At 54.8% G+C, this 23280-nt stretch carries 19 protein-coding genes; 6 read left to right on the top strand and 13 right to left on the bottom strand.

Annotation, left to right across the window (positions count from 1 at the left end; genetic code table 11):
* Window positions 1-12: 12 nt before the first annotated feature.
* Window positions 13-549: a hypothetical protein gene (locus ACYJL1_RS09245; RefSeq protein ID WP_460895140.1), complete on the top strand. Its 537-nt coding sequence runs from the start codon at window positions 13-15 to the stop codon at window positions 547-549.
* Window positions 550-691: 142 nt separating this feature from the next.
* Here ACYJL1_RS09245 and folK read toward each other — a convergent pair whose 3' ends face one another.
* Both folK and folP read right to left on the bottom strand, forming a co-directional pair.
* Window positions 692-1204, bottom strand: coding sequence for a 2-amino-4-hydroxy-6-hydroxymethyldihydropteridine diphosphokinase (gene folK / locus ACYJL1_RS09240; RefSeq protein WP_460895139.1), 513 nt, complete (start codon window positions 1202-1204; stop codon window positions 692-694).
* Entirely contained in the window at window positions 1201-2040 is an 840-nt protein-coding gene (gene folP / locus ACYJL1_RS09235; protein ID WP_460895138.1) for a dihydropteroate synthase, read from the bottom strand. The genes folK and folP overlap by 4 nt, the downstream gene beginning before the upstream one ends.
* A 127-nt stretch (window positions 2041-2167) precedes the next feature.
* On the opposite strand from folP, the gene ACYJL1_RS09230 reads away from it, so the two are divergent.
* Window positions 2168-2794, top strand: coding sequence for a DUF922 domain-containing Zn-dependent protease (locus ACYJL1_RS09230; protein WP_460895137.1), 627 nt, complete (start codon window positions 2168-2170; stop codon window positions 2792-2794).
* A gap of 206 nt (window positions 2795-3000) precedes the next feature.
* On the opposite strand, the gene ACYJL1_RS09225 is transcribed toward ACYJL1_RS09230, so the two are convergent.
* From ACYJL1_RS09225 to ACYJL1_RS09215, 3 genes are all read right to left on the bottom strand, one after another.
* The gene (locus ACYJL1_RS09225) at window positions 3001-4026 is read right to left on the bottom strand and encodes an NAD(P)/FAD-dependent oxidoreductase (protein WP_460895136.1); all 1026 of its coding nucleotides are present in this window, start codon (window positions 4024-4026) and stop codon (window positions 3001-3003) included.
* 533 nt (window positions 4027-4559) lie between these two features.
* Window positions 4560-4880, bottom strand: a complete 321-nt coding sequence (locus ACYJL1_RS09220; protein ID WP_460895135.1) for a 2Fe-2S iron-sulfur cluster-binding protein — start codon at window positions 4878-4880, stop codon at window positions 4560-4562.
* Between the two features lie 85 nt (window positions 4881-4965).
* Window positions 4966-5334 (bottom strand): Hpt domain-containing protein, encoded by a 369-nt coding sequence (locus tag ACYJL1_RS09215; RefSeq protein ID WP_460895134.1) that lies wholly within the window; start codon window positions 5332-5334, stop codon window positions 4966-4968.
* Window positions 5335-5639: 305 nt separating this feature from the next.
* On the opposite strand from ACYJL1_RS09215, the gene ACYJL1_RS09210 reads away from it, so the two are divergent.
* Window positions 5640-10721, top strand: a complete 5082-nt coding sequence (locus ACYJL1_RS09210) for an apolipoprotein A-IV repeat region-like domain-containing protein (protein ID WP_460895133.1) — start codon at window positions 5640-5642, stop codon at window positions 10719-10721.
* Between the two features lie 287 nt (window positions 10722-11008).
* On the opposite strand, the gene ftrA is transcribed toward ACYJL1_RS09210, so the two are convergent.
* The gene (ftrA, locus tag ACYJL1_RS09205) at window positions 11009-12022 is read right to left on the bottom strand and encodes a transcriptional regulator FtrA (RefSeq protein WP_460895132.1); all 1014 of its coding nucleotides are present in this window, start codon (window positions 12020-12022) and stop codon (window positions 11009-11011) included.
* Between the two features lie 66 nt (window positions 12023-12088).
* Here ftrA and ACYJL1_RS09200 point away from each other — a divergent pair, with 66 nt between their 5' ends.
* The gene (locus tag ACYJL1_RS09200) at window positions 12089-12511 is read left to right on the top strand and encodes a rhodanese-like domain-containing protein (protein ID WP_460895131.1); all 423 of its coding nucleotides are present in this window, start codon (window positions 12089-12091) and stop codon (window positions 12509-12511) included.
* A 219-nt stretch (window positions 12512-12730) separates the two neighbouring features.
* On the opposite strand, the gene ACYJL1_RS09195 is transcribed toward ACYJL1_RS09200, so the two are convergent.
* The 4 genes from ACYJL1_RS09195 to ACYJL1_RS09180 all read right to left on the bottom strand — a co-directional run bounded on the left by ACYJL1_RS09195 (window position 12731) and on the right by ACYJL1_RS09180 (window position 16494).
* Window positions 12731-13297 (bottom strand): ABC-type transport auxiliary lipoprotein family protein, encoded by a 567-nt coding sequence (locus ACYJL1_RS09195; protein ID WP_460895130.1) that lies wholly within the window; start codon window positions 13295-13297, stop codon window positions 12731-12733.
* A gap of 79 nt (window positions 13298-13376) precedes the next feature.
* Entirely contained in the window at window positions 13377-14369 is a 993-nt protein-coding gene (locus ACYJL1_RS09190) for an MlaD family protein (RefSeq protein WP_460895129.1), read from the bottom strand.
* Between the two features lie 3 nt (window positions 14370-14372).
* A complete protein-coding gene (locus ACYJL1_RS09185) occupies window positions 14373-15269 on the bottom strand; it encodes an ABC transporter ATP-binding protein (protein WP_460895128.1) in 897 nt (298 codons plus the stop codon).
* 49 nt (window positions 15270-15318) lie between these two features.
* Window positions 15319-16494 carry an ABC transporter permease gene (locus ACYJL1_RS09180; RefSeq protein ID WP_460895127.1) on the bottom strand — a complete coding sequence of 392 codons (1176 nt, stop codon included), beginning with the start codon at window positions 16492-16494 and terminating at the stop codon, window positions 15319-15321.
* Window positions 16495-16553: 59 nt separating this feature from the next.
* Between ACYJL1_RS09180 and dgcA the strand changes: the two genes are divergently transcribed.
* The gene (gene dgcA / locus ACYJL1_RS09175) at window positions 16554-17537 is read left to right on the top strand and encodes an N-acetyl-D-Glu racemase DgcA (protein WP_460895126.1); all 984 of its coding nucleotides are present in this window, start codon (window positions 16554-16556) and stop codon (window positions 17535-17537) included.
* On the opposite strand, the gene ACYJL1_RS09170 is transcribed toward dgcA, so the two are convergent.
* The 3 genes from ACYJL1_RS09170 to ACYJL1_RS09160 all read right to left on the bottom strand — a co-directional run bounded on the left by ACYJL1_RS09170 (window position 17534) and on the right by ACYJL1_RS09160 (window position 20774).
* The gene (locus tag ACYJL1_RS09170; protein WP_460895125.1) at window positions 17534-18730 is read right to left on the bottom strand and encodes an MFS transporter; all 1197 of its coding nucleotides are present in this window, start codon (window positions 18728-18730) and stop codon (window positions 17534-17536) included. The genes dgcA and ACYJL1_RS09170 overlap by 4 nt on opposite strands.
* Before the next feature lie 159 nt (window positions 18731-18889).
* A complete protein-coding gene (locus ACYJL1_RS09165) occupies window positions 18890-19963 on the bottom strand; it encodes a glycosyltransferase family 4 protein (RefSeq protein ID WP_460895124.1) in 1074 nt (357 codons plus the stop codon).
* On the bottom strand, window positions 19953-20774 hold the full coding sequence (locus ACYJL1_RS09160) for a UDP-2,3-diacylglucosamine diphosphatase (RefSeq protein ID WP_115053272.1): 822 nt from the start codon (window positions 20772-20774) through the stop codon (window positions 19953-19955). Before ACYJL1_RS09160 ends, ACYJL1_RS09165 begins: the two co-directional genes overlap by 11 nt.
* 196 nt (window positions 20775-20970) lie before the next feature.
* On the opposite strand from ACYJL1_RS09160, the gene ACYJL1_RS09155 reads away from it, so the two are divergent.
* Window positions 20971-23268 (top strand): NADP-dependent malic enzyme, encoded by a 2298-nt coding sequence (locus ACYJL1_RS09155; RefSeq protein WP_460895123.1) that lies wholly within the window; start codon window positions 20971-20973, stop codon window positions 23266-23268.
* Window positions 23269-23280 lie beyond the last annotated feature (12 nt).

Genomic DNA, 23280 nt, shown 5'->3' with positions numbered 1-23280 from the left:
GAGTCCGTGTCGATGAAAACAAGCGCAGCAGTTGCCGCCCTGTCCCTGTTCGCCTGCGCGCTATTGGCGTCGCCAGCGCAAGCCAAGGATAAAGACGCGGAATTCTTCGAGAATGTCGAAGGTCAGTGGGTTGGTCCCGGTGAAATCGTGGCGGGCAAATATAAGGGCACGAAGTTTACGTGCACGCTGGCAGGCTCCACACCAGCCACGGCTACGGGTATGACCCTGGATGGAAACTGCCGCGTCGGCATCTTCAATCAACCGATGAAGGCAACGATCAGCCGCAGCGGCAATAGCTACAAGGGCACTTTCCTTGATGGTTCGGCTGGCAAGGGGCTCGACATTACCGGCGGCAATGTCTCAGGCAACCGCGTTGTGCTTGCCATTAACCGCAAGCAGCTCAGTGGCGCAATGCAGGCGAAATTCAACAATAATAACAGCATGAACGTAACGATTTCCGTTCATCTGGAAGACCAGTTGATCCCTGTCGTCGGCATGTCATTGAAACGGGTTGATACCACCGCCGTCGGCAGCGTTGCCAAGAACTGATTGCATGTTTGTCATGCGTGGTTCGACAAGCTCACCATGAGGGAGGTGAGCTGATTGCAGCATTTTGACACTCGCCAAACCTCCCTCATGGTGAGCGCCTGAGCTTGTCGAAGGGCGAACCACGCATACTTCTGCGCTACTATTAAGCAGACCACCAGCCCGCATCATCGCGGGCTTTTGTCATTCCGGTATTGTCCGCCAGCGCCGCCCACTGCGAGACACTTTTTCCATCAATATCAAGCTCAGGGGCGATGTCAGCAAGCGGAATGAGGACAAAGGCGCGTTCGGTCATGCGCGGATGCGGCAGGATGAGGCTGGAGCTTTCGAAGCGATCTATTCCCTCAAAGGCCAGCACATCAATATCGATAATGCGCGGGCCCCAGCGTTCCAGCCGCTCGCGTTTCATTTCCAGTTCAATATTAAGACAGGCCGCAAGCAGGGATTCCGGTTCAAGTTCGGTCACAAGTTCGGCGCAGGCATTATAGAATGAAGGCTGATCGATCTTGCCCCATGGCGGCGTGTTATAGACTGGCGAGACGGCATTAACCGCTGTATCATCGCGGCTATCCAATGCGCGCAGGGCCTGTCCCATGGCCGAGACTGGATCGCCAAGATTGCCACCGAGGCCCAGCCAGGCTTTTCTCAAAGGGGTCATTGACGATTTCCGCGTGATTCAAGCATCGCGTCGGCAAGCGCGAGTGTCCGGCGGCTCATGGCAACATCATGCACACGGAAAACATCGGCTCCGGCAAGCCGCAAAATGGCGGAGGATGCGGCTGTCACCACGTCGCGCTCTTCCGCTTCACCGCCTGAAACAGCGCCAAGAAATCTCTTGCGCGAGGTGCCGGCGAGAAATGGATATCCGAAGGCGGCGAGTTCAGAAAAGCGATCCATCAATGCAATGTTCTCGTCCGTATCCTTGGCAAAACCAAAACCGGGATCGAGCACGATCTGACTGTCCGATACGCCAGCAAGCTTTGCGATTTCGAGCGAGCGATTGAGAAACGCAAATTGGTCGGCGATGACATCCGGATCACGTTCCCGTTCGCGGCCCGTATGCATGATGACAAGCCCGGCGCCGGTACTGGCTGCAAGGTCAGCGATAGCAGGCTCACGCTGTACGCCCCAGACATCATTGACGATATGTGCCCCTGCCTCAACGGCAAGCCGCGCTGTTTCTTCGCGATAGGTATCGACGGATATGATGATATCGCCCTGCTTGGCCAAGGCACTAATGACGGGCAGAATCCGGGATTGTTCGACAGATGGCTCGACCCGCGTCGCGCCAGGTCTGGTGGATTCGCCCCCAACATCAATGATCGACGCTCCATCCTCGATCATCTTCCGCGCACCATCAAGAGCCTGTTCAAGAGAATAATGCACACCGCCATCGGAAAACGAATCGGGCGTTACATTCAGCACGCCCATAATCAGCGCGCGCGGCCCCAAGATCAAAGATCGGCCATGTGCCAATTGCCATTCCCGATGCATTCATGCGCTCCGTTGATTATCCAGTATCCTGTTTTTTAACAGAATCCCGGGAACGTCAATTCATCTGCAACGTTTTTGACGATACTCTACGTATGATGCACACTGGCCGAAGAAAAGGAAAAGCTGAATGCACATTTTGGCCAGATTAGCCGCCAGCTCGATTGCGGCTGTTATTGCCTCCACTCTCATCATGCCCGCTGCAAACGCCGCAACCGTATTGCGAAAATACCAATATTTCACATTAAATGCGCATAATGCCGCCGAACTCGACAAGGAATTGAGCCGCAGAGGGCCAATGCTGACAAAGACCGGCGACCGGCATCCCGGCATGACGCGGATGCGCTTCGACAGTAAAGTTAAGTTTGGCTCCAACGGCAAGAGCTGTCAGATTGTGGATGCGGACATTGTTGTGCGCGCAACAGTATACCTGCCCCGCTGGAAACAGCGCCGCACGGCAAAGCGCGATCTCGCACTTGTTTGGGATACGCTTTCAGCAGACATCAAACGCCACGAGGAAAGCCATATCGTTATCGCCCGCACAGCAGCCGGGGATATGGAGCGCAAAATCAAAGCGCTGCCCTGGCGCAGCGATTGCGTGAAGATGAAAGCTGATATCGACGCGCTAACGGCAAAGCTGCTCAAAAAGCACGATGCGGATCAGGTGCGCTTTGACCGCGTTGAAACAGTAAATTTTGAGACACGGTTTGAACGGCTATTGACCTATCGCATGGTCAAGGAACTGGCCAAGCCTTGAGGATGCAGAGTATCTCTCCCCTTGCGGGAGAGAAAGCGATTTCAGCAACTTAGCTTCTTGGCTAAGTGCTAGAAATCGTCAGAGAGGGGATTTCCAATTATCATACTACCCCCTCTCTTGAATTTTATAAGAATTTAGCAAAGTGGCTAAATTCAAGAAAATCCTTTCTCCCCCACAAAGGGGGAGATAAGTGCGCCCAACAACCCTCAGTTCACGCCGAGCTTTTTCTGCAAGCTGGTTGATGATGTTGTGTATTGGAACACAACGCGCTCACCCGGATTGACGATGCGCTTTGCCGCCTGAGTCATCAATGCAGCTTCATGGAAACCTGACAGGATCAGCTTGAGCTTGCCCGGATACCAGTTGATGTCGCCAATTGCGAAAATACCGGGTTCGGATGTTTCAAACGTCTCGACATTCACCGAAATGAGATTCTCGTGCAGATTCAGGCCCCAATCGGCAATCGGGCCCAGTTTCATGGTGAGGCCGAAAAATGGCAGGAGGCGTGTAACAGGAATTTCGACCTCCCCTTCAGAAGCCTTGATAACCGCATGGGTCAACTCGCCATTATCACCTTTGAGGCCCGATACTTGTCCCAGCTCAAAACGAACACTGCCGCTTTCGACCAGTTCAAACATCTTCTTGACGCTATCGGGCGCGGCGCGGAATTCCGCACGTCGATGCACCACAGTCAGGCTGCGGGCAATTGGTTGCAAGTTCAGCGCCCAATCCAGTGCACTATCGCCGCCACCCACAATCAACACATCCTGATCGCGGAATTCATCCATGCGGCGCACGGAATAGAAAACGCTTTTGCCTTCATAGGCCTCAATCCCGGGAACCGGCGGGCGCTTTGGCTGGAATGATCCGCCACCGGCAGCAATAACAACAACCTTGGCTTCAAAAACTTCAGCATCGTCTGTCTGGACGCGGAATGATCCGTCTTCGAGACGTTCAAGACTGGTCACCATTCGGTTAAAATGGAACTGCGGCGAAAACGGCTTGATCTGCTCCATCAGCTTTTCGGTCAATTCATTGCCGCTGATGATCGGCCAAGCCGGAATATCGTAGATCGGCTTTTCCGGATAAAGCTCGGCGCATTGGCCGCCCGGACGATCGAGAATATCGATGAGATGGCATTTCAAATCGTAAAGGCCAAGTTCAAACACCGCAAACAGGCCAACCGGACCTGCACCAATGATGACAACATCGGTTTTGATAATCTCGCTCATCGCAAATTCCTCATGCCGGACGGTTCTATGCCGCGCAGATAGAAAAAGGGGTAATGGCTGGCGTGTTCACCACACGCGGGCTGCCATGCGCGTAACGATTGCTTGTCGCAAGGTCAAGGCAATGCAGCCAATCAAGCCATGAAAAGCCGCTTTGCGGTTTGATTCTCATGGGTCGTTGAGAAAATATCAGCCTATGAGTTAGTCGGCTGCATTTGACTTGTGCGCCCTTCGACAAGCTCAGGATGAGGAAGGTGGGTTGAATGCAGGAAAGCCGTTGCTGTAAGCTTTGCAGCCACAACGCCATTGCAATCCGACAACATTCCTCATGGTGAGGCTATGAAAAGCCGTTCTGCAGTTTGGTTCTCATGGGTCGTTGGGCTGCATTTCTGTTGCGCGCCCTTCGACAAGCTCAGGATGGGGAACGTTGGTGTATTGCAATAGACATCAACGGCATGGTTCGCCCCACTGCAGCCAACTCACCTTCCTCATGGTGAGCCCCGTCGAACCACGCATCACAGAATTGCAACGAATAATCAGGACTGACGTTCCGGCACGTGCACCACAAGACCATCCAGTTCATCGGAAACGCGGATCTGGCAGGACAGGCGTGAATTGGGACGCACATCATAGGCGAAATCGAGCATGTCTTCTTCCATGGCTTCGGGTTCGCCAGTTGTCGCCGCCCACTCATCATCCACATAGACATGACAGGTGGCGCAGGCGCAAGCGCCACCGCATTCCGCATCAATTCCTGGAACAGCAAAACGAATGGCGCTTTCCATAACGGTAGAGCCATTTTCGGCATCCGCTTCGATGCGTTCGCCACCATGTGTGACAAAGGTAATTTTTGCCATGAATTAAAGCCCCAGTGATCAAGTTACCGCTGACATAGGGCTTTAAAGGCGTAAGTCAATTGTACTCCCTGACGCAGAGCGCAGTTCAGCGGGTAATCGCCGCTATATAATCGCGCACATCGTCAATGGCCGGGCGCAGGTTCCTGACCATCTTCGAATCGCTGGGAGACTGCTCGACCGCTTCCGCCAACTCGGCCACGCGAAATGCACCGATTGCATTGGCCGAACCCTTGAGCGAACGGGCAAGCCGGACGCGATCATCGGGATTTGCGTGGATAAGTCTGTCCACAATGCCGCAGGTCTGGCGAGAAAACAGATTGAGAATTTCGGTTTCAAGAGCGCGATTGCCGAATGTCTCACGTGTAAGATGCACAAGATCAATCGGGCGCTTGCGCGCTGGCTTCGATCGCTCGCCACCTGGCGAAGCAAATGCCATCGATGCCTGTTGAGCCATTGGAATATTCTCCTGAACGCTTTTACATTTGAACTGACAAGCCTATGCTCATGACGCTCATTCAAGGTTAAAACGAGGCAGAAATCGTGCTTAAATGGTGCCTTATGGTGAACGCAGGGTAAATTTTTGCCCACAATTGAAATTTTGCGCGAGGCTCAAAAATTAACCTTGTGTTTAAACTTTTAAGCATTTCCTGAATCCATTGTTTCTTTCCAAACCATGTGCCAGTACATTAGACTAGCGGCGTAAAGAGTATGGCGCGGCTGGCCCCACATGTGGCCACCGCCCAATATTGTGAGGAAAACATGGCCACAGCCCCGAAAAGCAAGGCTTTCAAAGCCGAAGACGAGCTCGGTGAAGCCCTTGAAAAGGCTCTAGAAATCGATTTCGACGAGTCAACGCTCGGGATGGATATGGATCTGTCTCCAATTGATGACGATCTCTTGTCCCTGAATGATCTCGAAGCCCAGATTTCACAGGCGGCCCAGGAGTTGGCCGCTGAGAAATTCGAGACACCCGCTGCGGCCGAACCCGTAAAATTGCCGGAACCCGAGGTAACAGCGCCTCCCGCTGCCGCCATTCCATTGCCTGCGCCAAAGCCGCAGATCAAGGCCGCAAATCCTATTCCGGCAGCTCCGCCCGCGCCGCCAAAGGCTCCGGCTGTGCCATCACAGCCTTCGTTCCGACCAGCCAATGATGATCTGCTGCAAGCAGCAAAGACCACTCATTCCACCAGTTCCGTGCCGCAGCCAAAATCCTACAGTCTGATTACAGGCATCATCAGCGTCCTTTGGGCTGGTGGTGTGCTGGCGCTCGGCAATGCGCTCTATGGATCATCGCTTTGGTCTATCCGCTCCTTCTCCGACTTCGCCGCAGCGCCTTATGCAATTGGCATTGCCGCCGCGATCGTCGTTCCAATCATGCTTTTCTGGGCGTTTGCGATCATGATCCGCCGCGGTCAGGAAATGCAATATGCTGCGCGCTCCATGGCGGAAGCTGCCATGCGCCTGTCTGAACCGGAAATGCTCTCCTCCGACCGCGTTGCTTCGCTGGGTCAAGCCGTCCGCCGCGAAGTTGCGGCCATGAGTGAAGGTGTCGAGCGCACGCTGGCGCGCGCTGTTGAGCTGGAAACACTGGTCCAGACCGAAGTGAACCAGCTTGAACGCGTCTATACGGATAATGAGTACCGCATCCGCACGCTCGTTGACCGTCTTGGCGGTGAGCGCGAATCGGTGATCGGCCACGCTGAGCGTGTGCGCGCTTCAATTTCGAGTGCCCATGAGCAGTTGAAGGATGAACTTTCGCTGGCAGGTGAATCCCTGCGCGAACACCTTTCCAGCGCGTCCACCAATCTCAGCATGTCTATCAACCAGTCCGGCGAGTCGCTCATTGAACGGCTGACCCAGAGTGGCCAGGTCATTTCCGAGCAGATCGTTTCCCGTTCGGATGACATATCAAACAAGATCAGCACTTCCGGCGAAGCCTTTGCAAATCTTCTGGAAATGCGCATTGCAGCCCTGTCCGAACAGACAGATTCCGTAACGATGAAACTGGCCGATACGCTGGATGGCCGCACCAACAGCATGTTGTCGCTGCTGGGCAACGCCACGCAGACCTTGGTTGGCGAATTCGACACGCGTCTGGCCGGTCTCGACACGACGATCAATGAACGTGGCCGTTCGCTGCTTGCAGAGTTCGAAACCCGCGCTCACTCCCTGGATGCCAGCACCGAGCGTCTCAATTCGGCCCTCGAAGCCCGTGCGCGTCAGATCAACGAACAGTTGATTGAACGTACGCGCGACATCGCCAAAACCTTTACCGATGGCCGTGCCTCTATCGACGGCATTGTCGACGAGACAAAAGCGAAGATCGGCAACGATCTGACAACGCTTTCCGATCAGGTCGGCAGCCTGCTTTCCACCAATGCGGCAGCACTTTCCGACCGTCTGATCGAAAGCCGCGAAGCTCTCGCTGCCAAGCTTGCCGAAGAACGCGAAGCGCTGGCCGCGACGCTGGTTCAGGAAACCGACCGCGCTGCCGTTGTTATTCGCGATCAGGCGGGACAGATCGGCGACCACACCTCCAACCTCAAGACCGTTCTGGAAAGCAGCACTGCTGCCATCGGTCAGATCATCGACGGTCACGGCTCGACCCTGGAAGAACGGGCTGCCGGTCTGCGTGCATCGCTTGAGGACAATGACTCCCGCATTGGAGCCACGCTCGAACAGCATGCCAAGGCAATCGAAGGCCGCACCGCCGGGCTTCATACGCTGCTCGAAGACAATGATGCCCGTATTGGCGCAACACTCGAACAACACGCCAAGGCAATCGAAGACCGCACAGCCGGTATGCATGCGGCCTTTGCCGACACCGATACACGCATCCGCGATACGCTGGACGAACATGCTCGCAGCATCGATCTGCGCAGCGCCAATATTGAAACAGCGATACAGGCCACCGACACGCGCATTGGTCAGACACTTGATGCGCATGCCAAGATCATTGATGAGCGCACCATTGGAATGCGCGCGGCATTTGTTGAAACGCACGCCAAGATTGCGCAGACGCTCGATCAGCACAATAAGAGCCTGGACGAACGCAATCAGGAAATTCAGCTGGCTCTTTCCGGCAGTGATGCCAAGCTGGGCGAAACTCTTGCTGCCCATACGCAAGCTATCGATGCACGCAATGCCGAAATTCAGGCGACGCTGCTCAATAGCGGCACACGTATCGATGGTACATTGAGCGGCTTTATCGACAGTGTCGATGATCGCACAGGGCGCATCGAAACTGCATTGACCAGCAGCGATGCGCGCATCAGCGATGTTCTGGCCTCGCATGCCAGCGCCATCGAAGAGCGCACTTCCGGTATTGGTCAGGCGCTGATCGATAGCGACTCGCGCATCAGCAATATCCTTTCCTCGCATGCAAGCTCAATTGACGAGCGTACAGCGGGAATTGAGCAGGCACTCAGCAATAGCGATCAGCGTATCGGCCAGACATTGGCTTCGCATGCTTCGTCGCTGGATGAGCGCACCGCCGGTATTCAGGCAGCGCTTGAGAATACCCATGCCCGTATCGGCGAAACGCTGGCACAACATGCCAGCGATATCGAGACACGCACCGCAGGTATCCGTTCTGTACTCGACAGCAGCAATATGCAGATCGGCGATACGCTGGCATCACACATCGGAACGCTGGACGAGCGCGCTGCCGCTATCCGTGCCGCACTGGCAGATAGTGACACCCGCGTCGGCGAAACGCTCAACGATCATGCGAGCATTCTTGACCAGCGTATCGCGGCCATTCGCGCGGCAATGGAACAGGGCAATGCAGTTCTGGGCCAGACGCTTGACGACAAGGCGGGAGCGATCGGCGACCGTACGGTAGCCTTGCAGGCGGTTCTGCAAGACAGTGCTGATGTGCTTGCCAAGGCCTTCGAAAACCATGGCGGTACAATCGACGAACGCACGACAACCATGCAGAATGCATTGGCCATTGGCGTCGACAATGTTCGCAAATCACTCGAACAGAGTGCTTCGGTTGTTGCCCGCACGCTGCGTGAGAAAATCACAGAAGCTGCCTCTACCCTGACTGGCGAGGCACAAAAGGCTGGTGAGGCTCTTGACGGTCATGGCGAGGCCTTCAGCCAGCGCATGAATGAAAGCCTTGCAGAGACTGAAAAGCGCCTTGGTCAGCGTGCGACGGAAGCCGCAGCAAACCTCGAAGCATTGGAGGCCCGCTTCTCGGCAGCCACCGATACGACCGCTTCGAAGCTTGCTGAAAGCACACGCGAACTCAACGAGGTTCTCTCGGCCCGTTCGCAGGAAATCATCAGCATTCTCGACAATACGGCGCAGCCGCTGGTCGAGAGCCTTGCCGATAATGGCCGCACGCTTGCCTCGCAGCTGGTTGAGGCCACGACATCCGCTACCGAACGCCTGCGCGTCGAAAATGCGGCTCTGATCAATGCAATCGCCAGCCGCACTGCAGAGACAATTACTGCTGTTCAAGCGGCCAAGGCTGGTCTGACCGACGATGTGAGCAACCTTATCGACCGCCTCTCCTCGTCCAATGCGAAGCTTGGCGAACTGATCGATATGGCCACCAAGAATCTTGGCGACATTGACGGACGCTTGCTCGACACGACAACTGCCTTTGCCGAAAATGCAACCAAGGCGGCGGAATCGTTCGAAACATCGACCCGTCTGATCGATGGCAATCTCGGCAAACTGTCGCAATTGTCCAACAGCACGCTGACCGACATTGCTTCCATTGCCCAGCGCTTTGACGAGCACGGCAATATGCTGAGCAAGGCATCAGAGCTGATCAACGCATCGCAAACCAACCTTGCCTCGACTTTCGACGAGCGCCAGGAAGCCTTGCAGACATTGGCATCTGGCCTCATCGCCAAGTCGGAAACCATCGAGAAGACCATGCGTTCGTTCGAATCGCTTGTTTCTTCCGCCTTTGACCGCGCCGAAGGCCGGGCGAACCAGACAACCGAGCAGATCCGCAATTCGATCTCTGAAGTTGTGGAGCAGGCATCGCAGAAGTTTGCCAACGCGACCGATGAAATCCGCCGCTCTTCCGCCGCGATCCGCACGGAACTGGAACAGACCCGTTCCGAATTGCAGCGCGGTGTGATGGATATGCCTGAAGAAGCCAAGCAGTCCACAGCCCAGATGCGCAAGGCTGTTTCCGAGCAGATCAACGCATTGAAGGAACTATCGGAAATCGTTCAGAAATCCGGTCGCCTTACCGATGTTGGTGAGGCACGGGTGCAGCGCGCAGCTCCAGCTCGTGCAACGGCGGCCGTCGCGGCGCAACCACAGCGTACCGAAGCTGTAGCTCCGGCACCGCGCCCTGCAACGCCTGCTGCTTCAGCACCGGCGGCGCCTGCAATGCGCGGAACAATCGACACGCGCGGCAATACCGAACCGGCTCGTTCTGCCGGTAATGGCTGGGTGTCCGATCTTCTACGCCGTGCTTCGACCGAAGAGGCCGAGACTCCAAAGGCACCGGCAGGCCGCTCGCCCGGTCAGGTTGTCGAGTCACTCAACTCCCTGTCGATCGATATTACCCGCGCCATTGATCATGAGGCATCTGTTGAACTCTGGCAGCGTTACCGTGCCGGTGAACGCAATGTGTTCACCCGCCGTCTCTATACGCTCAAGGGCCAGCAGACCTTTGACGAGATCAAGCGTAAATATTCGTCAGACAGCGAATTCAAGCGTGCTGTTGACCGCTACATGGATGATTTCGAGCGCCTGCTTGAGGACGTCACGCGCAATGATCGCGACAACACAACCACACAAGCCTATCTGACCTCGGACACGGGCAAGGTTTACACCATGCTTGCCCATGCGAGTAATCGCCTGCGCTGAGATTGGTTTGATATGAAACTGAAAACGCGGCCCTGGAGCCGCGTTTTTGTTAGTTTGTGCGTGGTTGATGCCGACTATCTCTCCCCTTGTGGGAGAGAACGCGATTTCAGCATCTTAGCTTCTTCGCTAAGTGCTGGAAATCGCAAGAGAGGGGGTCCTGCACTTATGAACTACCCCCTCTCTTGAGTTTTCTAAGGATTTAGCAAAGAGGCTAGATCCAAGAAAACTCTTTCTCCCCCACCAAGGGGGAGATAACCAGCACCAAGCAGCAACAACTGCTGTAACACTCAAGCCCCCTCCAACGCCGACACCTGCCCGAACATATCCCTGTAGGCTGTGGGCGTGGTTGCCAGTTGCTGGCGGAAGTGATGGCGCAATGTAGCTGCCGTACCGAAACCCGTATTTGCAGCTATTGCCTCGACGGACAGCGATGAATTTTCCAAAAGATCGCGCGCTTTCCCCAACCGCTCGGACAAAAGCCATTTGGCAGGCGTCATGCCGGTTGCAGCTTCAAAGCGGCGCAGAAAAGTGCGCGGGCTCATACCAGCGGCTTTGGCGAGGCTCGCGATCGAAAAATCCTTCTGAATATTGTTACGCATTGATTCAAGCAGCGGAGAAAGCCGCACGCCTTCATGGGCTGTGGGGACGGCCTGCTCGACAAATTGCGCCTGCCCGCCATCGCGATGGGGAGCAACGACGAGACGCCGCGCGACTTTATTGGCAGCTTCCGTACCAAAATCGCGGCGAATAAGGTGCAGGCAAAGGTCAATACCCGCCGCGCTGCCCGCTGAGGTCAAAATACTGCCCTCATCGACATAAAGCACATTTGGCTCGAATTGGATGTCCGGATGGCGCTCGGTCAACAGATCTGCATAGCGCCAGTGGGTTGTCGCTCGGCGGCCAGACAAAAGGCCTGCCGCAGCGAGCACGAACACACCAGAGCAAATAGAGAGAATGCGCGCGCCATTGGCATGAGCCTTTTGCAAAGCCTGCACCAGAGATTCAGGCACAGAATGCTCGACACCGCGCCAGCCGGGCATGATGATCGTGCCGGCCCGCTCGAACAGATCAAGACCGCCATCGGCAAGAATACGCACACCGCCCGTGGCGCGAAGCTCGCCCATTTCAATGCTGGCAACTGCGAACTTGTACCAATCATCGCCCATTTCAGGCCTGGGTAATCCGAACATCTCAACCACGACGCCAAACTCGAAGGTACAAAGACCATCATAGGCAACAGCAACCACAAGCGGATTATCAAGGCGGTTCGGATTTGACATGATCTTGACGATATATGGCATTCTTGCCAACTACCAGACATTTATCACTTGTTCTACTTCTTGCTTACCAACACGAGGAGAGCAAGAATGAGCTATGTAACTGAAATTGCACCGGCCCCAGCTGAACAGGTGATCGAGCATTTTTCCAGGCGCCTATCGCTGGAAACAGACTGCGCCGACGTGGCACAGGCGTTGAAAGAAGGTGCTGATTTTGTCCTGCTGCATGTTGTGGGAACAAGCGCTGCCTATGAGCGCCGCCATATTCCCACTGCAATCCATTTGAACCACAGGGAAATTTCAATTGAACGCATGGCTGAATGGCCACTTGATACGCTGTTTGTGGTCTATTGCGCCGGACCTCACTGCAATGGCGCAGATCAGGCAGCGCTCAAGCTGGCGCGTCTCGGGCGCCCGGTAAAAATCATGATCGGCGGAATAACCGGTTGGGCCGATGAGGAATTGCCTTTTGCAACGGGTCCGGAAGCGGGGAGCTTTAAGCAGGCGGCGTGATTGCTTATTTCTTTTCTGCGCTGCATTGAGTTTCTAAAATTGGCATCCAGCTCAATGCGTGGTTCGACGGGGCTCACCATGAGGAAGATTAGCGATCTGCAAAGCTAGCCATGAATGTCGGTGATCTTGTTCATGCAACCCATGAACCTTCCTCATGGTGAGCCCCGTCGAACCACGCATTGAATGGGATGCCAAGTAGTCGGGTATTGAGCTTACGGCTTAAATAACCGAAAGGGTCCAGGTGACGATATCGCTGGTGGTGGCGTCGAAGGCGCTGTCCAAGGCTGCGATATAGGAGGCATTTCCAGCGCCCCTAACTGGAGCGGTGGAACGGAAGACCTTCGTCGCACGCACGGTGCCGTTCTTGTCATTCAATAGCTTCACAGCAATCTCGACGATAGCTGTTTCGTTGCCGGAAGCATCAATGTTGAAGGTGCGGATATTGCTGATCACCTGATAATCAATGGCGAGGCCATCACCCGGGCGCCCCACGCCGCCAAGGCGTCCGGTGCTTTCAAATGCTTGTGCCAGACGTGACTGCACAATATTTGGCAGGCGATCCGCCCATTGCGCGCCTTTCAGGAACGAAATGGAATTGGGACCGGAGCGAACAACGACGTTTTCACCATCGAGCGCCTTCAAGGCCGATGGTGCGGCGATCAATATCTGACGGCCTTGCTTTCTTGACGAGCTAACTTCAGGCGACGGGCTGGAGAGATCAAATGTGTCGAGCTTCTTGGAACTGGCACAGGCCGACAAGGACAAGGCGATAACCAACGCAGCCATTACTGTTTTCGATTTTATCACTTAACCAATCCCACGCGTAACATGTTATTAACTTTCATGCGTTGCGAATCCATCAAAGTCAACGGCGCGTCCGTCCATCATATTCCGGAACATTGCCGCCACCACCGAAAATTACCCGCTGCGGGTTTTTCTCAAGATCTGTAATGGCGCGCTCAATTCGCCGAACCGACTGCCGGCTTTCATTGACAAGCGCCTGTACGTCACGCAATCCCTGACCCGAAAAACGGTTGAGGTTATCGGTGATTGGCCCAAGTCTCGCATTCAAATTATCTGCCACTGAACGATAGGATTGCAGCGTCCGACGCGCCTCGCGCACAACACTGCCATCCTCGTCGGAAAGCTGCTTGTCCAACTTGACCAGTACACCGTCCACACGTGTCGAGGCATTATTCAATTTTTCCATCATCTGCCGCGCTTCAGCGACAACTGCCTGAACATCTTCAGCACTGCGGCTGAACTTTTCGATAACGTCAGAATTCTTGGCAAGGGCGTCCGTGAACTGCTTCGTATTGTTGACCGTATCAACAAGAGGCCCTTTCACTTCCGTGATGAAGCTTTCTATCGATCCAACCGCGCCATCAACGCGCTCAAGGATCGTTTGAGCCTTTTGCAGAAGGTTATTCACAACCGACGGATCGGCATCGATACGAGCAATGGAATCCTCCTTTGCGGCCTCTTCAAGGAGCATCGGCTCATAGAGCTTGCCCCCCTTCAACTCGATGAAAGCCTGACCAGTAAGCCCCGCAAAGCCCAGCGTCGCCTGTGTAGAGCGCGTTATAGGTGTTGTCGCATTGACTTCCGCCTGTGCGATAACTGCATCAGGGTTATTGCTGTCAATCGACAAGCGCCGGATAGTGCCCACCTTGATACCGTTGAACAGCACCTGACTGCCGTCCGCCAAACCTGTTACGGAGCCGAGAATGCGGATTTCCAAAGTCGCAGTCTCAGCCTTATCGCCATAACGCGCGATCCAATAAACGAATCCGAAGGCAAACATGCAGACAGCAAGCGTAAAAATACCGACCAGAACATAATTGGCTTTTGTTTCCATGAATTACTCTGCCCGACCCTGTTGTTCCGCTGGCTTGCTCTGCGGTGGTACGCTTGGTGTTGGCGCGGCTTCACCGCGCGGCGTACGCCGCCTGTTATCGCCATTGGATACAATTTGACGAGCGCGCTTTCCACGGAAATATTCTTGCACCCACGGATCGTCAAACGCCAACATATCCTCAATGGTTCCTTCAATCAGAACCCTCTTGTTTCCCAATACCGCGATTCGGTCACACACAGCGAACAAACTATCAAGATCGTGCGTCACCATATAGACTGTCAGCCCCATCGTGTCGCGCAAATCAGCAATCAACTCGTCGAAGTCCGCTGCCCCGATGGGATCAAGACCTGATGTCGGCTCGTCAAGGAAAACGATCTCCGGATCAAGCGACAAGGCACGGGCCAAGGCCGCACGCTTGATCATCCCGCCGGAAAGCTCTGATGGAAATTTGTCTGCCGTATCGGGCTTGAGCCCGACGAGTTCGATCTTGAGCCGGGCAAGCTCATCCATAAGCTTCTGAGGAATATCGAGATATTCCCGCATTGGTACCTGAATGTTTTCAAGCACTGTCAAAGATGAAAACAACGCCCCATGCTGGAACAGCACGCCCATGCGCATATCGACAGCGAGCTTGTCCTGCTCGCTCGCCTCGTCGATATCGTGACCGAAAATGCTGATTTTACCCTTCTGCTTCTGATTGAGGCCAAGGATTGTCCGCATGAGAACAGATTTGCCTGTACCCGATGCGCCGACAAACCCGAGAATCTCACCGCGATAGACATCGAGATTGAGATTGTCGAGCACGGTCGAGCGGCCGAATGACACACTGACATCTTTCACAGAAAGGATGACATCGCCAACCTTTCCATCGGTGCTCTGGTTGTTTTCTTTCGAATTCATGCGCCTCGATCTACTTTAAGCAGCCTCGCCGGAAGGTTGCTTCTACAGATTAAAAATTGATGGATGCGTAGAAGATGGCGAAAATACCATCGACCACAATAACGACAAAAATCGATTTAACCACAGATGCCGTCACCCGTTGTCCCAGCGATTCAGCACTACCGCCAACCTTCATGCCTTCAACAGAAGCCATCACGCCAATAATCATGGCCATGAATGGCGCTTTGATCAAACCGGCAAGATAGCTCGAAAGATCAACGGCCTCGCGCAATCGCTGGATAAAGGCATCCGGCGGAATTCCGGAATAAGCCCATGTGATGACCATGGCGCCGCCTAATGCTGCAAAATCCGCAATAATTGTCAGCAATGGCAGAGAAATCACCAGCGCCACGAGCCGCGGGAAAACCAGAACCCCGACGGGGTTGAGGCCGATCACCGTCAGTGCATCGGTTTCTTCGCGCATTTTCATTGAGCCGATTTCGGCTGTGATTGCGCTGCCGGAGCGCCCGGCAATCATGATGGCTGTCAAAAGCACGCCGATCTCACGCAGCACCAGAATACCCACAAGATCGACGACGAAAATTTCGGCACCGAAATAGCGCAGCTGGAAAGCGCCCTGCTGGGCAATGATGGCCCCGATAATTGTCGACATGAGTACAACCACCGGCACAGCACCGATACCCATACTGTCGATCTGGTGAACGATTGCCGCCGGGCGGATACCGCTGCGACCGCTACCCTTCATCTGTGCACCGCGCACAGTGGCTCCGAGAATATGCATTGCCTTGATGAAATCATCACCAAAAGCATAGACCATGCGGCCGATCCATTCGAAGAATCGCATTATCAAGGATGGACGTTCTATATGAACCACTTCTGGCGGAGCAGCTGCTATCTCGCCAACGGCTTCGAACAGCGCGCCCCAGCTTTCGGACTGCCCTTCAACGGAAACGGTTTTACCGGACTTCTCCAGTGCAGTTCGCAGGCGCTCTATCAGCCAGGTTCCGGCCGTATCGAGCAATTCCACGCCAGAAAGATCGATAACAGCACTTGAAAAGCCATTATCGCGCTCAATATCGCGCATGGCTTCGTCCACGCGGCGAACATTGCGCGTGGTCCATGCTCCGGTAAGTGTCACTGTGGCGTGGTCTCCGTCCTTGTTGAACGCAACATGGGGAGGCGCGGCAGTAGAAGCACTTGAATTGTTTGCTTTATCGGTCAACATCACCAACACACATACCGAGTCTCCGAACCGATGTCACTGGAACAATTAAGGCGCAGATTATGATAATCAACCTGGATATTGCGGTAGAGCGCTGGCCCATTGCCGGAACGTTTACCATCTCCCGTGGTTCCAAGACTGAAGCTGCAATTGTCGTATGCACACTAGGCGACGGGGAGCACAGTGGCCGTGGTGAATGCGTTCCTTATGCCCGTTACGGCGAGAGCATCGAATCAGTTTGCGCCGAGATCGAAAGCTTGCGCAATGCTTTGAGCAATGGCGCAAGCCGTGACGATCTTACGAATCTATTGCATGCAGGTGCGGCGCGCAATGCGGTGGACTGCGCCTTCTGGGATCTCGAAGCCAAGCGCAATGGCACGAGCGTAGCCTCCATGCTCGCCATGCCAGCGTTGCGCGATCTGACAACTGCCGTGACTGTTTCTTTCGGCGATGCTGCCACCATGGCAGAGGCGGCCCGAGGCTTTGCCAACAGACCGTTGATCAAAGTCAAGGTCGGCGGTGAAAATGATGCCGAGCGGATTACCGCCGTCGCGCAAGCTGCACCTTCAAGCCGCATCATCATTGACGCCAATGAAGGCTGGACCAATGCCAATATTGTCGAGAACATGCTTGCCTGCGCGAAGGCAGGCGTTGTTCTGATCGAGCAGCCATTGCCTGCTGACAATGACGCCATCCTCGCTAAAATTCCGCATCCGGTGCCGATCTGTGCTGATGAAAGCGCCCATGGCACGGATGATTTGCACACATTGCTGGGTCGCTATGACAGTATCAATATCAAGCTGGACAAGACCGGCGGTCTGACCGAAGCGCTGCGCATGCACAAACGCGCGCGCGAACTTGGCTTCGGCATCATGGTTGGCTGTATGGTTGGAACATCCTTGGCCATGGCTCCAGCTGTCATCGTGGCGCAGGACGCTGATTTTGTCGATCTCGATGGTCCCTTGATTCTTAAGGAAGACCGAACGCCCGGGCTTGAGTTTAACGGAAGCCGCGTGTCACCGCCTAAACCGGAATTATGGGGTTAGAGCCGCTCAAGCCGGAGAGATATGATGGCCATGAACAGGCCGATGGCCGCGAGGGCGGCCATGGCGTAAAAGCCGTAAATTCCCGTCGCGGCATAGAGCGGTCCTGACGCCATGGTGGCTATTGCCAGCGATGTGCCGACGAAAAAGGTGGAGAGCCCCTGTGCCGTGCCGCCGCGTTCTTCCGGTATCGTCAGCACAATCATTTTCTGCATGCCAAGAAATGACAAGGCAAAGGAAAAACAGTGCAGGCACTGGACAACCAGAAACCCGCCAATGCCAAGCCCCGCAGGCTCGATCAAAGGGAAGACGGCCCAGCGGAATATGGCAACGGCAGAACCAATCATCAGCACTCTGGCGGGGTGGAGATTGCCAAAGATGCGGCGGAAACAGGTGAACATGATCACCTCCGCAACCACAGAAATCGACCAGAATGCGCCGATGATGGTTTCTTCTATGCCGATCGACTTCCAGTAAATCGCAGAGAAACTGTAGCCATAGGCATGACTGGCCTGCGTTATGCCCGTCGCGATAAGAAAGGTTACAAAAGCCGGACGGCGTAGCGCCCTGCCCGCATCAGCTATATCCACATCCAATAGCGGGGAAAGCCTGCGTGGTTTGCCGATCCTCGGCACGATAAAGCTCATGCCACAGGCCAGCAGCAGCGAGCCAAGCAAGGCCCAAGGAATGATGTGCTCGCCCAAACGCTGGATGAAGATGCCCGCAACAAATGATGTCAGCAGAAATGAAATCGAGCCCCAGACGCGCATCCTGGCAAAATCGGCGCCGTAACGCCGGACACCCGAAAGCGCTATCGTATCAGCAACGGGCACTTGAGACGTCCATGGCGGCGAAAGCAGCAATGATACAGCAAGGATACCGACAAAGCCGAACGGCACGAAGTAAAACGCCGCGACAATGACCGCCAATATCGTACACAGACTCAGGATATGCGCGCGATCATTGGAGCGGTCAGCCAGCATTGAAACCAGCGGCGCCGCAATAACCCGAATGAAAAGCGGCATCGACAGAACGATGGAAATTTCAGTCGGTGTCAGCGAACGGTATTCAAGCCAGAGCGGAAAATATGGCAGGTGCAACCCGTTCGACATGAAAATAGCGAAATAGGTCAGCGCAATCCGCAACTCAAAGTGAGACGGCTTGCCTTGGTTTAGATCCGCAACAGCGGCTGTCATCGGTGGAACTTTCGGAAAGTACGCAGCTGTTCAGGCAGAATCGCAACCATGCGTTGCCTTGTGATTCGCAACTAGCATGAAAATTAGCTTGTTCATAGAAACAGGGGCGGTTTCAACGCAAATAACGGTGCGTTTTTGGCCCTCGCCAAGAGCTGACTTCTACCGCACCGAAATAGTCCGGCCGGATTTGGCCGTTTGCTCCGGCACTTCACGCGAGACGCCAATCCTTGTCAGGATGCTTTCGAAAATGTCGGCGCAGGCTTTCCAGCTGAATCCCCGCAATGTCGTTTCCGGATCGACGCGGCCCATGGCGAGAGCGGCCAGAGCCGCTTCACCCAAATCCTCGGAAAGAACACCCGCGCGCGTTGCATCAATAACGTCCTTCGATCCCGGTACGGGATAGGCGGCGACTGGCAGTCCGGAGGCTATGGCTTCCAGCAGCACCAGTCCAAATGTATCGGTGCGGCTTGGAAAAACGAAGACATCAGCACCGGCATAAAAGCGCGCCAGAGCCTCGCCCTCATGTTTGCCGGCAAAGACGACCTTTGGATATTTGCGCTTGAGGCTATCAAGATCAGGGCCATCACCGACGATCAGTTTCGTGCCGGGTAAATTCAGCGACAGGAAAGCTTCAAGATTTTTCTCGACCGCCACGCGCCCGACGCAGATGAAAACCGGTTTTGGCAGATAAAGATCAATATTCGCTTGGGGCCGGAACAATTCGCGGTCCACGCCCCGCGTCCAGACTTTTAGCGTATTGAAACCTCTGGCAACCAGTTCATCATGGATGGACTGTGTTGGTACAAGGCAGGATTCGGCAGCATTATGGAAGCGGCGCAGCCAGCCATAGGACCAGGATAGCGGCACCGGCAAACGCTTGCGCAGATATTCGGGAAAACGGGTATGAAAGCTGGTGGTAAAGCGCCAATTATTCTGAATGCAGGTGCGTCGCGCCATCATGCCCAGCGGGCCTTCGGTCGCTATATGGACGTAAGCCGGCTGTATGGCCTCAATCCGCGCCTTGACCGCTGACGGCAGGGTCAGGGCCAAGCGAATTTCCGGATAGGTCGGGCAAGGCACGGAGGTATAATCCGCAGGAGAGATGATTGTAACCTCAAAGCCCCGAGCCTCCATCTGCTCACGCACTTTTGTCAGCGTTCGCACGACACCATTGACCTGCGGATGCCAGGCATCTGAAACAATGACGAGCCGTTTTACCTCGTCACGCAGCATTCGCCGCCTTTGGCCGCTTGTCGGCAATCTGGATTACCGGCGCGAAACCTGCATGCTCACTGATAAGATGGGTCCATGACAGAAGCTCCATCCGTCCGTCGAAATGTTCGACAATAGCCGTGCAGCTTTCTACCCAGTCACCCGTGTTGATATATTCAATACCGTCGATCTGCTCGATGGTCGCGTGGTGAATATGGCCGCAGATGACGCCATCAGCCCCGATACGCCGCGCCTCGTCCGAAACGACTGTCTGAAACGAACCGATGAAATTGACCGCTTTCTTGACGCGGAATTTAGCCCATGCGGAGAAGGACCAATAGCGTAGACCAAGACGACGGCGCACCTTGTTCATCACGGTGTTGATCGCAAGCGCTGCGTCATAAGCCCAATCACCCAGATAGGCAATGTGGCGGGCATTGCGTACAACGACATCGAACTGATCGCCATGAATCACAAGGAATTTACGGCCATCAGCCGTCTCGTGCATCAAGCGGTCTGTGACTTCGATGCCGCCGAAATGCGTGCCCTGAAAGTCACGCAGGAACTCATCATGATTACCGGCGACATAGTGAATTGTCGCACCTTTGCGGCTTTTGCGCAGGAGCTTCTGCACAATATCATTGTGCTCCTGTGGCCAGTGCCAGGAACGGCGAAGACGCCAGCCATCGACAATATCACCGACAAGATAGATGGTTTCGGCATCATGATGCTTCAAAAAGTCCAGCAAAAAGCTGGCCTTAGCGCCTTTTGAACCAAGATGGATATCGGACAGAAACAGCGTGCGGAACTTTTTAGGCTCGGCCTCGACCATGATGCGGATCTCCGTATCGCGCTGACGCAAACGCGTCTTCTACGCGACACAAACCCGATTCATGTCACAGTCTTATGACGGCAAGGAAAATTGCAGACTTGCGCGATAAAGGCTTGTATCAAATCTGTGTTCATTTATGCCTCAGGGAATACACTTCGACGACTACGCAGACCGATACTCCGGAAGGAAGCATTTCATGGCCCAGGACAATACGCCCGGCAATTCAGAACTTGATGAAAGCGCGCTGTTTTATCACCGCTTTCCCACGCCGGGTAAGCTGGAAATTCAGGCGACAAAGCCGCTTGGCAACCAGCGTGACCTTGCCCTCGCCTATTCTCCGGGTGTTGCTGCCCCCTGCCTTGCCATTCATGCAGACCCATCGACTGCGGCCGATTATACAAGCCGCGCCAATCTGGTTGCCGTTATTTCCAATGGCACCGCAGTGCTTGGCCTTGGCAATATCGGACCACTGGCTTCCAAGCCGGTGATGGAAGGCAAGGCCGTCCTGTTCAAGAAATTCGCCAATATCGACGTATTCGACATTGAAATTGACGCGCAGGAAATCAACAAGATCGTGGACGTTGTGGCCGCGCTGGAGCCCACATTCGGCGGCATAAACCTTGAGGACATCAAGGCGCCGGAATGCTTTGAAGTTGAAGAACAGCTTCGCGAAAAGATGAATATTCCGGTGTTTCATGACGATCAGCATGGAACGGCCATCATTGTTGCCGCTGCAATTATCAACGGAATGGAACTTGCCGGCAAAGACCTCTCCAAGGTCAAGATCGTCGCTTCCGGTGCCGGTGCCGCAGCGCTTGCCTGCCTCAATCTCCTCGTCAAGCTTGGCGCGGATCGCAAGAACATCTGGGTCTGCGATCTCGATGGCGTGGTTTATGAAGGCCGCAATACGCTGATGGATCGCTGGAAATCCGTTTATGTGCAAAAGACCGATGCGCGCGTTCTTGCCGATGTTATCGAGGGCGCCGATGTATTCCTTGGTCTGTCGGCAGCCGGCGTGCTGAAACCTGAACTGCTCAAGCAGATGGCACCCAATCCGCTGATCATGGCGCTTGCCAATCCCAATCCGGAAATCATGCCGGAAGTTGCGCGCGCCGCACGTGCTGATGCCATGATCTGCACGGGTCGTTCGGATTTCCCCAATCAGGTCAATAACGTTCTTTGCTTCCCCTATATTTTCCGTGGCGCGCTGGACTGCGGTGCAAGTGCGATCAATGAAGAAATGAAAATGGCGGCGGTGCAAGCCATCGCGGCCCTTGCACGTGAAGAGCCATCGGATGTTGCAGCCCGCGCCTATACGGGCGAAACGCCGACTTTCGGTCCCGATTATCTTATACCCTCGCCCTTCGACCCCCGCCTTATTCTGCGCATTGCCCCGGCAGTGGCAAAAGCTGCGATGGAAACCGGCGTTGCCGAACGTCCAATCGAAGATTTCGACGCTTATCTCGACCGGCTGAACCGCTTCGTGTTCCGTTCCGGCCTCATCATGAAGCCGATCTTCACCGCAGCGAAAACCGCCGAGAAGAAGCGTGTCATCTATGCCGATGGTGAGGATGAGCGCGTATTGCGCGCAGCCCAGGTGGTGCTGGAAGAAGGGATTGCCATTCCCACGCTTATCGGTCGTCCGCAAGTTATCGAAACGCGCCTTAAACGCTATGGCCTGAAGATAAAGATCGGACAGGACTTCAATATTATCGATCCGGAAGACGATCCCCGCTATCGCGATTATGTTGACCTGCTTGTCAGCTTGACAGGGCGGCGCGGCACGACACCGGAAGTGGCCCGCACAATGGTTCGCGCCAGCGGCACGGTTATTGCGGCACTGGCTATCGTGCGCGGCGAAGCTGATGCCATGATTTGCGGCCTGGAAGGCCGTTTCGAGCGGCATTTACGCAATGTCGAGTTGATTATCGGCAAGTCGGAAGGCATCCGTAATTTCTCGGCGCTCAGCCTGCTTATTTCGCAGCGTGGCATGCTGTTCCTGACCGACACCTATGTGAATATTGATCCGACTGCGGAAGAAATCGCCGAAAAGACAGTGCTTGCGGCCAATGAAATTCGGCGCTTCGGTATTGAACCAAAGGCGGCCTTGCTCTCACATTCGAACTTTGGCTCACGCGATTCCGACAGCGCTGCAAAAATGCGCAGTGCCTCAGAAATACTGCGTGTGAAGGCACCAGAACTTGAACAGGACGGCGAAATGCACGGTGACAGTGCGCTTTCGCAAATCCTGCGGGAGCGCGTACTGCCCCATTCCCGCCTGACGGACGAGGCAAATCTGCTGGTATTTCCCAATCTTGATGCGGCTAATATTACCCTGAATGTGGTCAAGACCGTCACGGATGCGCTGCATGTCGGCCCGATCCTGCTCGGTGCCGCCAAGCCAGCGCATATTCTGACACCCTCGGTGACATCGCGCGGTATTGTCAACATGACAGCATTGGCGGTGGTGGAAGCTTCGCAGCGGGTTGAATAGAGCCTTTGTCTT

It is taken from the genome of Phyllobacterium sp. K27 (genome assembly GCF_054796155.1).
The sequence above is the reverse complement of the archived record's forward strand: the minus strand, read 5'-3'. Positions and strand labels throughout refer to the sequence as shown.